Raw genomic sequence first — 15,249 nt, 5'->3', positions numbered from 1 at the left:
GCATGCTGAGGCTCGTATAGTATTCCAGCACGTCCCTGTCCCCCGTATTCCTGGAGTGCCCTCATGGCGACTGTCCCGACCGCCCTCGCCGGCCGCCATCTCCTCAAGGAGCTGGACTTCACCGCGGAGGAGTTCCTCGGTCTGGTCGAGCTGGCCGCCGAGCTGAAGGCCGCCAAGAGGGGCGGGATCGAGCCCCGGTACCTCCAGGGCCGGAACATCGCGCTGATCTTCGAGAAGACCTCGACCCGCACCCGCTGCGCCTTCGAGGTCGCGGCCGTCAACCAGGGCGCCTCGACCACGTACCTCGACCCCTCCGGCTCCCAGATAGGGCACAAGGAGTCGGTCAAGGACACCGCGCGGGTGCTGGGCCGGATGTACGACGCGATCGAGTACCGGGGCGACAGTCAGCAGAAGGTGGAGGAGCTGGCGGCGCACGCCGGGGTGCCGGTCTACAACGGGCTCACCGACGAATGGCACCCCACCCAGATGCTCGCCGACGTGCTGACCATGACCGAGCACTGCGCCAAGCCGCTGACCGAGGTCGCCTTCGCCTACCTGGGCGACGCCCGCTTCAACATGGGCAACTCCTACCTGGTCACCGGCGCCCTGCTCGGCATGGACGTACGGATCGTCGCGCCGAAGGCGTACTGGCCCGCCGAGGAGATCGTCGACCGGGCCCGCGCGCTCGCCGCGGCCAGCGGCGCCCGGATCACGCTCACCGAGACCGTGGACGAGGGCGTCCGCGGCGCCGACTTCGTCGCCACGGACGTCTGGGTCTCGATGGGTGAGCCGAAGGAGGTCTGGGCCGAGCGCATCACCGCCCTCGCCCCCTACGCCGTGACCATGGACGTCCTGCGTGCCACGGGCAACCCGGACGTGAGGTTCCTGCACTGCCTGCCCGCCTTCCACGACCTCGGCACCAAGGTCGGCCAGGAGATCCACGCGGCCTACGGCCTGGACTACCTGGAGGTCTCCGACGAGGTCTTCGAGTCGGCGCACTCGGTCGTCTTCGACGAGGCGGAGAACCGGATGCACACCATCAAGGCGGTCATGGTGGCAACCCTCGCCTGAACAGGCCTTATGCTGTCCGGCGGCCCGGAACCACCCCTTCTCCGCGGCCGCCGCGCGACGAACCCGTCGCACTCCCGCACCACCAGAAACGAGCACCACCCGCATGCCCGCTCCCCGTATCAAGCCCCCCGCCCTCCTCGTGGCGGAATCGGGCGCCGACCGTGAGGGCCACGGTCTGAAGCGCACGATGGGTCTCTTCCAGCTGGTCTGCTTCGGCATCGGCGCGATCGTCGGCACCGGCATCTTCGTCGGACTGTCCGACTCGGTCGCCCAGGCCGGCCCGGCCGTCGTCGTCTCGTTCCTCCTCGCCGCGATCACCTGCGTCTTCACCGCGTTCGCCTTCGCCGAGCTGGGCGGCGCGATCCCGGTCTCGGGGTCCTCGTACTCCTTCGCCTACGCCGGTCTCGGCGAGGGCACGGCCTTCGTCGTCGGCTGGTGCCTGCTGCTGGAGTACGGCGTGTCGGTGTCCGCGGTGGCGGTCGGCTGGAGCCAGTACGTCAACGAGCTCCTCGACAGCGTCGTCGGGCTCCACCTGCCCACGGCCCTGTCGGCCGGGCCGGGCGACGGCGGGGTCGTCAACCTCCCGGCCGTGATCGTCATCGCCCTGGCCGCCGTCCTCCTGGTGCGCGGTGTGCGCGAGAGCGCCCGGGCCACGGCCGCGATGGCCGTGCTGAAGCTCGCCGTCCTGGTGGCCTTCGTCGCGATCGGCTTCACCGCCTTCGAGGACGGCAACCTCACCCCGTTCTCGCCGACCGGGCTCGCCGGCATCGGCGCGGGCACCACCGCCGCCTTCTTCTCGTACATCGGCTTCGACGCGATCACCACCGCCGGTGAGGAGGCCAAGAACCCGCGCCGCGACATCCCCGTGGCGATCCTCGTCTGCATCGGCCTGGTCACGCTGCTCTACTGTGCGGTCGCGCTCGCCGCGATCGGCGCCATCGGCGGCGACGCGGTCGGTGGCCGTCCGGCGGCCCTGTCCTACGTCGTCAACCAGGTCACCGGCTCCACCGTCGGCGGCGGAGTGATCGCCTTCGGCGCGGTCGTCGCCATCGCCTCGGTCGTGCTCGCCGTGATGTACGGCCAGACGCGGATCCTGATGTCCATGTCCCGCGACGGACTGATCCCGCGCGTCTTCGAGAAGGTGTCGCCGAAGACCTCCACACCGGTCGCCGGCACCCTGATCGTGGCGGGCGTCTTCGCGCTCCCCGCGGCCTTCGCCCCGCTGGACGCCGTGGTCAACCTGTGCACCATCGGCACGCTCGCCACCATGGCCGTCGTCAACATCGCGGTCATCGCCCTGCGCCGCCGCGAGCCGGACCTCGCCCGCACCTTCCGGGTGCCGCTCTACCCCGTCACCCCGCTGCTCGGCGTCGGCTTCTGCCTGTACCTGATGTACGAGACGGGCGCGACGACCTGGATCCAGTTCGCGGGATTCCTGCTGGCCGGAATCGCCCTCTACCTGCTCTACGGGCGCCGCAACTCCCGGCTCGCCGCGGTCACGCCGGCGAACGCCGCTGAGCGGGAACCACAGGCAGTCTGAACCAGACCGCCTTGCCGGACTCGGTCGGGCGGTGCCCGCAGGAGGAGCTCAGGGCGCGGATCAGCAGCAGCCCGCGCCCGTGCTCCTGCCAGGGGTCGGGCGGCCCGCCGGCCGGGCGGGTGAGGTCACCGGGCGGGGCCGGGTCGGCGTCGTGCACCTCGACCTGACATCCCGACGGCATCAGCTCCACGACCAGCTCTATCGGCGTCTCGCCCGTGGTGTGCTCCACGGCGTTCGCCACCAGCTCCGCCGTCAGCAGCTCCGCGGTGTCGCAGTCCGCCCGGTGCTCCAGCTCGGCCAGCGCCGTACGGACCAGGGCGCGGGCCACGGGCACCGCGGCCGCGGTGTGCGGCAGCGCGATGCGCCAGGAGGCGGGGGCTGAGGAGAGTTCGTACACGGCGGGTCCGTTCATGGAGCAGGACATCCTGCTTTCAACCTTATGAATGGTACGGCGCCGCTCTTCGGGGACGTCCGAGGGGCACCGTCGGAGGCGCCCTTGCCTCCTTGCCGGACGGCTTACCCAGGTGAACGCGCCGCCGCGCACAGCTGCTCCCGCCGTTACGCCGGTGTGGACGATCTGTGACGGATGTGACCGGCCCAGGTCACGCCGGGCCCGCATTCGAGTCCTACCCGGACGGCCTATCGCGCACTCATGACGACAGTCACAGATGGGTGATAGCTTCGGAGGGTAGAACTCAGTGAGGCAGTGCCCGCCCGAGGAGGCCGCACGTCATGAGTCCCTTCACCGGCTCCGCCGCCCGCACCCCGGGCTGGGAGCATCTGCGCGTCGACATCGCCGACGGCGTCGCCACGGTCACCCTGGCCCGTCCCGAGAAGCTCAACGCGCTCACCTTCGGCGCCTACGCCGATCTGCGCGACCTGCTCGCGGAGCTGTCCCGGGAGCGGTCCGTACGGGCCCTGGTGCTGGCCGGGGAAGGCCGCGGCTTCTGCTCCGGCGGCGACGTCGACGAGATCATCGGCGCCACCCTCGGCATGGACACCGCCCAGCTCCTGGACTTCAACCGGATGACCGGCCAGGTGGTCCGCGCGATCCGCGAGTGCCCGTTCCCCGTGATCGCGGCGCTGCACGGCGTGGCCGCGGGAGCGGGGGCCGTCCTCGCCCTGGCCGCGGATTTCCGCGTCGCCGACCCCACCGCCCGCTTCGCCTTCCTCTTCACCCGCGTCGGCCTCTCCGGCGGCGACATGGGCGCGGCCTACCTGCTTCCCCGCGTCGTCGGCCTGGGCCATGCGACCCGCCTGCTGATGCTGGGCGACCCGGTACGGGCCCTGGAGGCGGAGCGCATCGGCCTGATCAGCGAACTGACGGAAGAGGGCGCCGCCGACGAGGCAGCGCAACGGCTGGCCCGCCGCCTGGCAGAGGGCCCGGCCCTGGCGTACGCCCAGACGAAGGCCCTGCTCACGTCCGAACTGGACATGCCCATGGCTGCCGCGATCGAACTCGACGCCTCGACCCAGGCCCTCCTGATGACAGGGGAGGACTACGCGGAGTTCCACGCCGCGTTCACGGAGAAGCGCCCCCCGAAATGGAGCGGACGATAGTGGACGTGCCTGAAGGGGCGCGGGGCAGTGCCGAATATGCGGCCACCGCCGCGCGGGCGCGACAAGCCACGAACGGTCGGCACCCGCACACCGTCCTCGGCCACCCCCTACGCGTCGCAATCATCGGCGGCGGCCCCGGCGGCCTCTACGCCGCCGCCCTCCTCAAACGCCTCGACCCCACCCGCGAGATCACCGTCTGGGAACGCAACGCCCCCGACGACACCTTCGGCTTCGGCGTGGTCCTCTCCGACGAAACCCTCGGCGGCATCGAACACGCCGACCCCCAGGTCTACGAGGCCCTCCAGCAGCACTTCACCCGCTGGGACGACATCGACATCGTCCACCGCACCCACCGCCACACGTCCGGAGGGCACGGATTCGCGGCCCTGGGCCGCAAGCGGCTGCTCGAGATCCTCCACACCCGCTGCCGCGAACTCGGCGTCGGCCTCCGCTTCCGCACCGAGGCCCCGCACGACCTCCCGCACACCCACGACCTGGTCATCGCCGCGGACGGCGTCCACAGCGCCACCCGCGAGACCCACGCGGACGTCTTCCGCCCCCGGGTGACGACCCACCGCTGCCGCTACATCTGGCTCGCCGCCGACTTCCCCTTCGACTCCTTCCGCTTCGAGATCGCCGAAACCGAACACGGCGTGATGCAGCTCCACGGCTACCCCTACGCCCCCGACGCCTCGACCGTGATCATCGAGATGCGCGACGAGGTCTGGCACGCGGCCGGCTTCGACGAGCTCGGTGAAGCGGAGTCGATCGAGCGCTGCGGCAAGATCTTCGCGGAGGCGCTGCGCGGCCGGCCCCTGAAGTCGAACAACTCCACGTGGACGACGTTCCGCACGGTCGTCAACGACCGCTGGTCGCACGGCAACATCGTGCTCCTCGGGGACGCCGCCCACAGCGCCCACTTCTCCATCGGCTCCGGCACCAAGCTCGCCGTCGAGGACGCACTGGCCCTGGCCGCCTGCCTGGAGGAGCGGGACTCTCTGCCCGAGGCCCTGACCGCCTACGAGGCGGAGCGGCGCCCCGTCGTCGCCTCCACGCAGCGCGCGGCCCGAGCCAGCCTGGAGTGGTTCGAGAACATCGCCCTGTACCTGGACCAGCCGCCCCGCCAGTTCGCCTTCAACCTGCTCACCCGCAGCCGCCGCGTCACGCACGACAACCTGCGGCTGCGCGACTCCGGGTTCACGGAGACGGTCGAGCACGAGTTCGGCTGCCCGCCCGGCACGCCCCCGATGTTCACGCCGTTCCGGCTGCGCGGCCTGACCCTGCGCAACCGGGTCGTCGTCTCGCCCATGGACATGTACTCGGCCGTCGACGGCGTCCCCGGCGACTTCCACCTCGTCCACCTGGGCGCCCGGGCGCTGGGAGGGGCCGGGCTGGTGATGACCGAGATGGTGTGCGTCAGCGAGGAGGGCCGGATCACGCCCGGCTGCGCCGGCCTCTACACCGGCCGGCAGGCCGAGGCATGGAAACGGATCACCGACTTCGTGCACGACCGGGCCCCCGGCACCGCCATCGGCGTGCAGCTCGGCCACAGCGGCCGCAAGGGCTCCACGAAGCTGATGTGGGAGGGCATGGACGAGCCGCTGCAAGAGGGCAACTGGCCGCTCGTGGCCCCCTCCGCGCTCCCGTACAAGGACGACAGCCAGACACCGCGCGAGCTGTCCCGCGCCCAGCTCACGGACATCCGGGAGCAGTTCACGGCATGCGCGGTCCGCGCCGCCCGGGCCGGTTTCGACCTGCTCGAACTGCACTGCGCGCACGGCTATCTGCTGTCCGGATTCCTTTCCCCGCTGACCAACCGGCGCACCGACGCCTACGGCGGCTCCCTGGAGAAGCGGCTGCGCTTCCCGCTGGAGGTCTTCGACGCCGTACGGAACGTGTGGCCGGGGGAGCGGCCCATGACCGTCCGCATCTCCGCCACCGACTGGGCCGAAGGCGGCACGACCGCCGACGACGCCGTCGAGATCGCCCGGGCCTTCGCCGCGCACGGCGCCGACGCCATCGACGTGTCGACGGGCCAGGTCGTGGCGGACGAGCGGCCGGAGTTCGGGCGGTCGTACCAGACGCCGTTCGCGGACCGGATCCGCCACACCACCGGCATCCCGGTGATCGCGGTCGGCGCGATCTCCTCCTGGGACGACGTCAACTCCCTGATCCTCGCGGGCCGCACCGACCTCTGCGCCCTGGCCCGCCCCCACCTCTACGACCCCCACTGGACCCTGCACGCGGCGGCCGAGCAGGGCTACACCGGCCCGGGTGCGCCCTGGCCGGCCCCGTACCGCGCGGGAAGCCGCCGCCCCCAGACGGGTCGTACGGACGCCCCGAAACCGCGACTGAGTCTGGGAGGCGGCGGCGCCGACGGCGGTTAGGATCCGTGACATGGCCCTGACCCTGGACGACGTGGACCGGTTCGAAGCCTTCAGGCCCCGCCTGGAGGCGGTGGCCTATCGGCTGCTTGGATCGGCGAGCGAGGCCGAGGACGTCGTGCAGGAGACGTTCCTGCGCTGGCAGGGCGCCGACATCGAGCGCGTCGAGGTCCCCGAGGCCTGGCTGACGAAGGTGCTCACCAACCTGTGCCTCAACCAGCTCACCTCGGCCCGTGCGCGGCGTGAGACCTACGTGGGGCAGTGGCTGCCCGAGCCGCTGCTCGCCGGGGACCGGATGCTCGGGCCCGCCGACACCGCCGAGCAGCGGGAATCGGTCTCGTACGCGGTGCTGGTGCTGCTGGAGCGCCTGTCCCCGAACGAACGGGCGGTGTACATCCTGCGGGAGGCCTTCGACTACCCGCACCGCGAGATCGCCGAGATCCTGGACATCACCGAGGCCTCCAGCCAGCAGATCTTCCACCGCGCGAGGAAGCACGTCGCGGACGGCAGGGCCCGCACCCGTACCGAGATCGACGAGGCCGCCGCGCGGCGGATCATCGACGAGTTCCTCGCGGCCGCCGCCAGCGGCAGGACCGAGCCCCTCGTGCAACTGCTCACCGGCGACGCCATCGCGGTCGGCGACGGCGGCGGGAAGGTCCCGGCGCGCGCCAGGGCGTTCGAGGGCGCCCTCGCGGTCGCCAAGTTCATGCGGGGCCTGTTCAAGCCCAGCGCGGCCAAGCGCGCCCTGGTCGGCGGCTCGCCCGACGTCTACGCCTGGACCGCCAACGGCGACCCCGCCCTCGTGGTGGTCCTCGACGGCCGGGTCATCGGCGTCATGTGCCTGGAGGTCGCCGCCGACGGCATCGTCGCGTTCCGCAACCAGGTCAACCCCGACAAGCTCGAACGCGCGACCCGGCTGTGGGCCGACGGCGACCACGGAGACCCCCTGCTCACGGTCTTCTGACCCGGACCGTGATGTGACGTGCTTCACATCGCACTTCTGTCAGGAAACGGCGGGCCCCCCGGTTCAAGGGGTGAATCCGCAACAGACAGCCGTCATGACAGGAGCTACGCCATGCAGCACCGCATCGTCGTCCTCGGAGCCGGCTACACCGGAGCCACCGCCGCCGGGCGCCTCGCCAGGCGACTGCGCAGCGAGGACGTCGCCATCACCCTCGTCAACGCCGGGTCCGACTTCGTCGAGCGCGTCCGGATGCACCAGCTCGCGACCGGCCAGGACCTCGCGCCCCGGCCGTTCCGCGAGATGTTCGAGGGCACCGGCGTCGCGCTGAAGCAGGGGAAGGTCACCGCCGTCGACGTCGACCGCAGGACCGTCTCCGTCGCCGCCCTCGACGCGACCGGAGGGGCGAAGGACGAGGAGCTGGAGTACGACACCCTCGTGTACGCCCTCGGCAGCGGCTGGAACGACCAGGGGGTGCCCGGTACCGCCGAGCACGCCCACGAGATCGCGAGCCGTCCCGGAGCGCTCCGGCTGCGCGAGCGCCTGGCCGGTCTGTCCGCCGGAGAGTCCGTGGTCGTGGTCGGGGGCGGTCTCACCGGCATCGAGGCGGCCACCGAGATCGCCGAGGCCCGCCCGGACCTCTCCGTCGCCCTCGCCGCCCGAGGCGGCCTCGGCGACTGGCTCTCCCCGAAGGGCGCCGGGCACCTGGGCACGGTCTTCGACCGGCTCGGCATCACCGTCCACGAGCACGCCGCTGTCACCGCCGTCGAGGCCGGCCGCATCACGACCGGCGACGGGACGGACATCCCGGCCGCGGTCACCGTGTGGACCACGGGCTTCGCCGTCCACCCGATCGCACAGGCGACCGCCCTGGAGGTCAGCGGCACTGGTCAGATCGTCGTCGACCGGACCATGCGCTCGGTGTCGCACCCGGACGTGTACGCCGTCGGTGACGCCGCCCTGGCGATGGGCCCCGGTGACAAGCCGCTGCGGATGTCGTGCGCCTCCGGCGTCCCCGGCGCCTGGCAGGCCGCCGACGCCATCGCGGCCCGGCTGACCGGCCGGAAGATCCCGACCGTGCCGGTGCGCTACTTCAACCAGTGCATCTCCCTGGGCCGCAAGGACGGACTGATCCAGTACGTCACCGCCGACGACCGTGCCGTGTCGGCGGCCCTGACCGGCCGGCTCGCCGCGCTCTACAAGGAGATCATCTGCAAGGGCGCGGCCTGGGGCGTCGCCCACCCGCTGCTCACGCCGGCCCGGCGCCGCCGCGTCGTGCGGGAGACCGCCATCGTCCCGGAGGGCTCTCCGGTCGGGACAGCGGCCTGAGCCGCGGGATGCCGACCGCCTCAGACCGGGTAGGCGTGGGTCTGCGTCGCCTTCACCGTCGCCCAGACCTCCGCCCCCGGGTGGAGATCGAGTTCGGCCGCGGCGACCGTCGTGAGGTCGGCGGCGAGGGGCAGTTCACCGGTGAGGTCGGCGCGGATCTGGTCGCCGTGGGTCTCCAGACCCGCCACCTCGCACCGCCACAGGTTGCGGGCGCTGGAGCCGGTGGGCCGCTCCCGGTGCAGGGTGACCGCACTGGGCGGGAACGCCACGAAGACCGGGCCGGACAGGACCTCCGTGGTGGTCAGGGGCGGGCCGTCGGAGAGCCGGACGGTGTGGCCGTCGGCCTCGCCCCGGTAGAGGTTCAGCCCGACCAGCTGAGCGATGTAGTCCGTGCGGGGATGGCGGGCGATGTCGGCCGGGGTGCCCTCCTGGACCACCCGGCCGTGCTCCACGACCACCAGCCGGTCGGCCAGCACCATGGCGTCGAGCGGATCGTGGGTGACGAGTACGGCCACCGCCTCGAAGTCGGCCAGATGACGCCGGAGCCGGGCACGGACCTCCAGCCGGGTACGGGCGTCCAGGGCCGCCAGCGGCTCGTCCAGGAGCAGCAGCCGGGGGCGGGTCGCCAGGGCGCGTGCGAGGGCGACGCGCTGGGCCTGGCCGCCGGAGAGCCTGCGCGGCCTGGCGCCGGTGTGCGCGGCGAGGCCGAGGCGGTCGAGCCACTCGGCGGCCTGCGCACGGGCCTCGGCCTTGGTCGCGCCCTGGCAGCGGGGGCCGAAGGCGACGTTGTCGAGGGCCGTGAGGTGGGGGAAGAGCAGATAGTCCTGGAAGACGACACCGACGGGACGGGCCTCCGGCGGCGTCCGCTCCAGTTCGGCGCCGTCCAGCCGCAGATGGCCGCCGGAGAGCGGGGTCAGTCCGGCGAGGGCGCGCAGCGCGGTGGTCTTGCCGGCGCCGTTCGGCCCGAGCAGGGCGACGACCTCGCCGGGCGCGACGGTCAGCGCCACGTCGAGACGGAAGCTCCCGCGCTCCACGACGAGGCGGGCGTCGAGCCCGTCGACGGGGGCGCCGGTGACGGCGTGGGTCTGGATCATCCGGCACGCATCCATCGGTCGCGCAACCCGGCGAGCACCGCGATCGACACCGCCAGCAGCACCAGGCTGAGGGCGATCGCGGCCTCCGGGTCGCTCTGCAGGGCAAGGTAGACGGCCAGGGGCATGGTCTGGGTGCGGCCGGGGAAGTTGCCGGCGAAGGTGATCGTCGCGCCGAACTCGCCGAGCGCCCGCGCCCAGGCGAGGACCGCGCCCGCCGCGATGCCCGGCGCGATCAGCGGCAGCGTGACCCGGCGGAACGCGGTGAACCGGGACGCGCCCAGAGTGGCGGCCGCCTCCTCGTAGCGCGGATCGGCGGCCCGCAGCGTGCCCTCGACGCTGATGACGAGGAACGGCATCGCCACGAACGCCTCCGCGATCACGACACCGGCTGTGCTGAAGGGCAGCGTGATCCCGAACCACGCGTCGAGCCACCGCCCGACGATGCCGTTGCGGCCGAGCGCCATCAGCAGGGCCACACCGCCGACGACCGGGGGCAGGACGAGGGGCAGGGTGACGAGGGCGCGTACGAGGCCGCGGCCGGGGAAGTCGACGCGGGCCAGCAGCCAGGCCAGCGGCACGCCGATGACCAGGCTCACGCCGGTGGCCAGCGTCGCGCAGATCAGGGAGAGCTTGAGCGCCTGCCACACGTCTGGGCTGGTCAGCTGCGCGGGCAGGCTGTGCCACGGGGTCCGTACGACCAGGGCGATCAGCGGCACGATCAGGAAGGCCAGGCCGATCAGCGCGGGGACCAGCAGGGGCAGCGGTACGCCCGTCCGGACGCGCCGGCGCCGCGGACCGCCCCGGAGGGTGTCGGCCCCGGCGCGAGGCTTGTCGGTCGGGAGCGTCACGGCTTGAGGAACCCGGCCCCGCTCAGGACCTTCTGGCCCTCGGCGGACTTCACCAGCGCGATGAACGCCTCGGCGGCCTCGGTGTTCCCGGCGTCCTTGAGCAGGGCGATCGGGTAGTCGTTGACGGCGTCGGCGGACTCGGGGAACTCCACGCCCTCCACCTTGTCACCCGCCGCGCGCACGTCGGTCTTGTAGACGACGGCGGCGTCGGCCTCCTTCAGCTCGACCTTGGTGAGCGCGGCCTTGACGTCCTGCTCGTAGGAGACGGGGGTGAGCTCGAGCCCGCTCGCGTCCAGGGCCCTCTGCGCGGCGGCGCCGCACGGCACCTCCCGGTCGCAGAGCACGACCTTCCGGCCCGCCTTCGTGAGGTCCTCGAGCGAGGAGATCTTCCCGGGGTTGCCGGGCAGGGTGGCGATCTCCAGTTCGTTGCGGACGAAGGTCGCGGGGGTGCCCGAGGCGTCCCCGGCGTCCGTGACGATCTTCATCGTGCTGGGGCTGGCCGAGGCGAAGACGTCCGCCGGGGCGCCGCCGGTGATGCTCGCTGCCAGCGAGTCACTGCCGCCGAAGCTGAAGGTGACCTTCGTGCCGGGGTGGTCCTTCTCGAACTGCCTGCCCAGCGTCGTGAAGCTCTCCTTCAGCGAGGCCGCGGCGAACACGGTCACCTCCCCGGAGAGCTTGCCCGGCCCGGAGGAGTCCGGCTTCGCGGAGGAATCCGTACCGGACGACGAGCAGGCGCTCAGGATCAGCAGTGCCGCGGCTCCTCCCACGGCCATCTGCAGCGGGCGGCGGGTCCGGCGCGCGGTACGGGTCATCACGGAGCTGCTCCCTCGGTCGGTACGCGCCGATGATAATGCCGCAGATGCGAGGGGAAACACCCCTGTGTATTCGCATGAGCGGGGGCAGGCATCCCAGTAGGTGGCATGTGCGTTCGCACGGCAGGGCCCGCCGGAGTCCGGTCTACTCGGCGCGGTTCCAGTGTCCGTGGTGCTCCAGCGCCCAGCGGCCGAGGAGCGCACCGCCGTAGACGACGTAGCCCACGCCGATGAGCCAGGACTCCACGACGAGGACGACGCCGACCGCTCCGTAGCTGATGGCGTTGGTGACGATGAGCGGGGTGAAGACGAAGTAGGAGAACATGCGCAGGCCGACGAGGCCGGCCATGGTGGCCAGCGCCCCGGGGAGCAGATCTCTCCAGCGGATCTGCCCGCCCAGCAGGAAACGCTGCCCCCACCAGAAGAACAGCACGCCGGAGGCCGTGCTCAGCGCGATTCGCTCCGGCCCCGAGACGATGCTGCGCGTCTGCACCTCCTGGTACAGGTACGCGGTCATCGCGATCATCCACACCGCCTGCCGCCAGACGCGGTGCCACGGGCCCGAGGGCAGGCCCCAGATCCGCTCGTAGCCGTTCTGCACGCTTCCGCCGAACGCGACGCCGAAGACCGCGAGGGCGACCCCGCCGAGCACGCTCGTGGTGCCGATGACCTTGAGCGGCGGGCTGATGATGTCCGTGAGCACCCGCGCGGACCGCCCGGACAGCCCCATGCCGTCGGCGAGCCACAGGGCGAATCCGCCCCGTTCCAGGGGGTCGGCGGCGGCGACCACGATGAGCAGGGGCGCCAGGGTGACCAGGGCGAGGGTGGCGAACCCCATGGCCCGGTGCAGCAACTCCACCTCGCGGCCCTGCCGGACGAGGGTGTGCGCACCGGCCCGGTGCCACCCGCCGTGCACCGAGCGCCCCCACCGCCTCACGGGAGCCTGTCCGCGCGGGCGCCTGTCGTCCTGGGTGGTGTGGTGACGGTCATCCTTCGGTCCGCCTCCCGGTACGCGCTCCGTCCAGTCGCGGACATCGTTGACCGTTCCACGGCGGGGCAAACGCCGCAATCCGGTCGGCGTCCGGGTGGGTCAGAGACCCACGAACGCCGCCCCCGCGTCCCGTAGTCGCTCGTGCAGCCCCCGGAACACCGCCGAGGAGCGGGCTCCCGGCCAGTCCGCGGGAAGCAGCTCGGAGGGCAGGCCCGGGTCGGTGTAGGGCAGGTGACGCCAGGAGTCCAGGGCGAGGAGGTAGTCCCGGTAGGCCTCCTCCGGCGGGGTGTCCTCGCGCTTCTCCCAGTCGCGCAGCACGCGCGCGTGGCGGTCGAGGAACTCCTCGTGCTCCTTGGCGATGGCCGCCAGGTCCCACCACCGGGCGACGGCCTCCGCGGTCGGGGCGAAGCCGAGGTGGTCACCGCGGAAGAAGTCGACGTACGCGTCGAGCCGCAGCCGCTCGAGCGTGTGCCGGGTCTCCTCGTACAGCCGCGCGGGCGCGATCCACACACCCGGAGCGGCCGTGCCGAAACCGAGCCCGGCCAGCCGGGAGCGCAGCACATGCCGTTTCTGCCGCTCCGACTCCGGCACGGAGAACACCGCGAGCACCCAGCCCTCGTCCTCCGGCGGAGCGGAGGCGTAGATGCGGCGGTCGCCGTCGTCGAGCAACTGACGGGCGTCCGGGGACAGTTCGTAACCGGCCGCGCCCTGTGCGGTGCGGGCCGGCACGAGCAGGCCGCGTCTCTTGAGCCGTGACACCGAGGAGCGTACGGACGGAGCGTCCACGCCGGCCGCGGCCAGCAGCCGGATCAGTTCGGCTACGGGCACGGGGCCCGGCACGAAGCGGCCGTACGCGCCGTAGAGCGTGACGATGAGAGACCGTGGTGCATGGTGGTCGGACACGTTGATCATCTTAGGTCGTACGGATCATTCCCGGTCGCCTTCCGGTACCCCCGGGGCGCGCAGCCTGAACCGCTGGAGCTTGCCGGTGGCCGTGCGCGGCAGCGCGTCCAGGAAGACGATCTCGCGCGGGCACTTGTACGGTGCCAGCTCGCTCTTCACGAAGGCGCGCAGCGCCTCGGCGTCCCGCCGCGCCCCCTCCTTGAGGACGGCGAAGGCCAGCACGACCTGCCCGCGGGCCTCGTCGGGCCGTCCCACGACCGCCGCCTCCACCACGTCGGGGTGCCGCAGCAGCGCGTCCTCCACCTCGGGCCCGGCGATGTTGTACCCGGCCGAGATGATCATGTCGTCGGCGCGGGCGACGTAGCGGAAGTAGCCGTCGGGGTCGCGGACGTAGGTGTCGCCGGTGACGTTCCAGCCGTCGCGGACGTAGTCACGCTGCCGCGGGTCGGCGAGGTACCGGCAGCCGACCGGTCCGCGCACGGCCAGCAGGCCCGGCTGCCCGTCCGGTACCGGCTCGCCGTCCGCGTCCTGCACGCGCGCCTGCCAGCCCGGCACCGGAACACCCGTGGTTCCGGGCCGGATCCGGTCGTCCGCCGCGGAGATGAAGATGTGCAGCAGCTCGGTGGCGCCGATGCCGTTGATGACGCGCAGGCCCGTGCGCTCGTGCCAGGCCTGCCAGGTGGCCGCCGGCAGGTTCTCGCCGGCCGAGACGCAGCGGCGCAGCGAGGAGACGTCGTGCCCGTCGAGCTCGTCGAGCATCGCGCGGTACGCCGTCGGGGCGGTGAACAGCACGGAGACCCGGTGCCGGGCGATGGCGGGCAGCAGCTGCCGGGGCCCGGCCTGTTCGAGCAGCAGGGCACGCGCGCCCGCCCGCAGAGGGAAGACCACCAGCCCGCCGAGGCCGAAGGTGAAACCCAGCGGGGGGCTGCCGGTGAACACGTCGTCCGGGTCCGGCTTCAGGACGTGCCGGGAGAATGTGTCGGCGATCGCCAGGACGTCCCGGTGCAGGTGCATGCAGCCCTTCGGGCGGCCCGTGGTGCCGGAGGTGAAGGCGATCAGCGCCACGTCGTCGGCCGCCGTCGCCACCGTCTCGTACGGGGCCGTGGGCGCCGGACGGTTGAGGAGGTCGTCCGGGGCGTCGCCACCGTAGGTCGCGATCCGCAGGCCGGGGATCTCGGCCTTGGCGAGGTCGTCGACGGCCCGGATGTCGCACAGGGCGTGCCGCACCCGCGCGATCTCGCACATGGTGCTCAGCTCGTGCGGGCGCTGCTGGGCGAGCACCGTGACCGCCACCGCCCCGGCCTTCAGCACCGCCAGCCAGCAGGCCGCGAGCCAGGGGGTGGTGGGGCCGCGCAGCAGCACCCGGTTGCCGGGGACGACACCGAGCTCGCCGGTGAGCAGATGGGCGACGCGGTCCACCCGGGCGCGCAGATCGCCGTACGTCCACGGCTCGCCGGTGGCGGTGAGGAACGCCGGGCGGTCGTCGGGCGGGCCGGCCAGCAGTTCGGCGGCGCAGTTGAGCCGTTCGGGGTAGTGCAGCTCCGGCAGGTCGAAGCGGAGCTCGGGCCATTGGTCCGGGGGTGGCAGATGGTCCCGGGCGAAGGTGTCGACGTGGGCCGTGCGCCGTGCGTTCATACGGTTCGCCCCCTTGGCGTGGTGGGCTCGCACCTGGAGCGTATCGTGTTGGTGACGACAGTCAACGGTCCGCGATAGCCTCGGAGTGGCCCAGCCGGAACGCAGGGTGGCGGAGAAGGGA

General features: G+C 72.3%; 13 protein-coding genes. 6 read left to right on the top strand and 7 right to left on the bottom strand.

Going from position 1 to position 15,249, the window contains the following annotated elements:
• The first annotated feature begins 63 nt into the window (after nucleotides 1–63).
• A complete protein-coding gene (gene argF, locus BJ965_RS08800; RefSeq protein WP_184908165.1) occupies nucleotides 64–1,071 on the top strand; it encodes an ornithine carbamoyltransferase in 1,008 nt (335 codons plus the stop codon).
• A 103-nt stretch (nucleotides 1,072–1,174) separates the two neighbouring features.
• Complete coding sequence (locus BJ965_RS08795; protein WP_184908164.1) at nucleotides 1,175–2,611, top strand: amino acid permease; 1,437 nt, start codon at nucleotides 1,175–1,177, stop codon at nucleotides 2,609–2,611.
• On the opposite strand, the gene BJ965_RS08790 is transcribed toward BJ965_RS08795, so the two are convergent.
• Nucleotides 2,568–3,023 (bottom strand): ATP-binding protein, encoded by a 456-nt coding sequence (locus tag BJ965_RS08790; protein WP_030838534.1) that lies wholly within the window; start codon nucleotides 3,021–3,023, stop codon nucleotides 2,568–2,570. The genes BJ965_RS08795 and BJ965_RS08790 overlap by 44 nt on opposite strands.
• Before the next feature lie 320 nt (nucleotides 3,024–3,343).
• Here BJ965_RS08790 and BJ965_RS08785 point away from each other — a divergent pair, with 320 nt between their 5' ends.
• The 4 genes from BJ965_RS08785 to BJ965_RS08770 all read left to right on the top strand — a co-directional run bounded on the left by BJ965_RS08785 (nucleotide 3,344) and on the right by BJ965_RS08770 (nucleotide 8,845).
• Nucleotides 3,344–4,171 carry an enoyl-CoA hydratase family protein gene (locus BJ965_RS08785; protein ID WP_184908163.1) on the top strand — a complete coding sequence of 276 codons (828 nt, stop codon included), beginning with the start codon at nucleotides 3,344–3,346 and terminating at the stop codon, nucleotides 4,169–4,171.
• Nucleotides 4,156–6,558, top strand: coding sequence for a bifunctional salicylyl-CoA 5-hydroxylase/oxidoreductase (locus BJ965_RS08780; RefSeq protein WP_184908162.1), 2,403 nt, complete (start codon nucleotides 4,156–4,158; stop codon nucleotides 6,556–6,558). The genes BJ965_RS08785 and BJ965_RS08780 overlap by 16 nt, the downstream gene beginning before the upstream one ends.
• Nucleotides 6,559–6,568: 10 nt before the next feature.
• The gene (sigJ, locus tag BJ965_RS08775) at nucleotides 6,569–7,519 is read left to right on the top strand and encodes an RNA polymerase sigma factor SigJ (RefSeq protein ID WP_184908161.1); all 951 of its coding nucleotides are present in this window, start codon (nucleotides 6,569–6,571) and stop codon (nucleotides 7,517–7,519) included.
• A 111-nt stretch (nucleotides 7,520–7,630) separates the two neighbouring features.
• Entirely contained in the window at nucleotides 7,631–8,845 is a 1,215-nt protein-coding gene (locus BJ965_RS08770; RefSeq protein WP_184908160.1) for an NAD(P)/FAD-dependent oxidoreductase, read from the top strand.
• 20 nt (nucleotides 8,846–8,865) lie between these two features.
• On the opposite strand, the gene BJ965_RS39225 is transcribed toward BJ965_RS08770, so the two are convergent.
• The 6 genes from BJ965_RS39225 to BJ965_RS08740 form a co-directional block, all read right to left on the bottom strand.
• Nucleotides 8,866–9,939, bottom strand: a complete 1,074-nt coding sequence (locus BJ965_RS39225; protein WP_184908159.1) for an ABC transporter ATP-binding protein — start codon at nucleotides 9,937–9,939, stop codon at nucleotides 8,866–8,868.
• Entirely contained in the window at nucleotides 9,936–10,787 is an 852-nt protein-coding gene (locus tag BJ965_RS39220) for an ABC transporter permease (protein WP_184908158.1), read from the bottom strand. Before BJ965_RS39220 ends, BJ965_RS39225 begins: the two co-directional genes overlap by 4 nt.
• On the bottom strand, nucleotides 10,784–11,599 hold the full coding sequence (modA, locus tag BJ965_RS08755) for a molybdate ABC transporter substrate-binding protein (protein WP_184908157.1): 816 nt from the start codon (nucleotides 11,597–11,599) through the stop codon (nucleotides 10,784–10,786). The genes BJ965_RS39220 and modA overlap by 4 nt, the downstream gene beginning before the upstream one ends.
• A gap of 145 nt (nucleotides 11,600–11,744) precedes the next feature.
• Nucleotides 11,745–12,515 (bottom strand): ribonuclease BN, encoded by a 771-nt coding sequence (locus tag BJ965_RS08750; RefSeq protein WP_184916957.1) that lies wholly within the window; start codon nucleotides 12,513–12,515, stop codon nucleotides 11,745–11,747.
• A 174-nt stretch (nucleotides 12,516–12,689) separates the two neighbouring features.
• Nucleotides 12,690–13,502, bottom strand: coding sequence for a PaaX family transcriptional regulator (locus BJ965_RS08745; RefSeq protein ID WP_184908156.1), 813 nt, complete (start codon nucleotides 13,500–13,502; stop codon nucleotides 12,690–12,692).
• A gap of 15 nt (nucleotides 13,503–13,517) precedes the next feature.
• Nucleotides 13,518–15,128, bottom strand: coding sequence for an AMP-binding protein (locus BJ965_RS08740; RefSeq protein WP_184908155.1), 1,611 nt, complete (start codon nucleotides 15,126–15,128; stop codon nucleotides 13,518–13,520).
• Between the last annotated feature and the right edge of the window lie 121 nt (nucleotides 15,129–15,249).

Origin of the sequence: Streptomyces luteogriseus (assembly GCF_014205055.1) — a bacterium.
Classification (GTDB): domain Bacteria; phylum Actinomycetota; class Actinomycetes; order Streptomycetales; family Streptomycetaceae; genus Streptomyces; species Streptomyces luteogriseus.
This window is presented reverse-complemented; position numbering and strand designations above follow the sequence as displayed.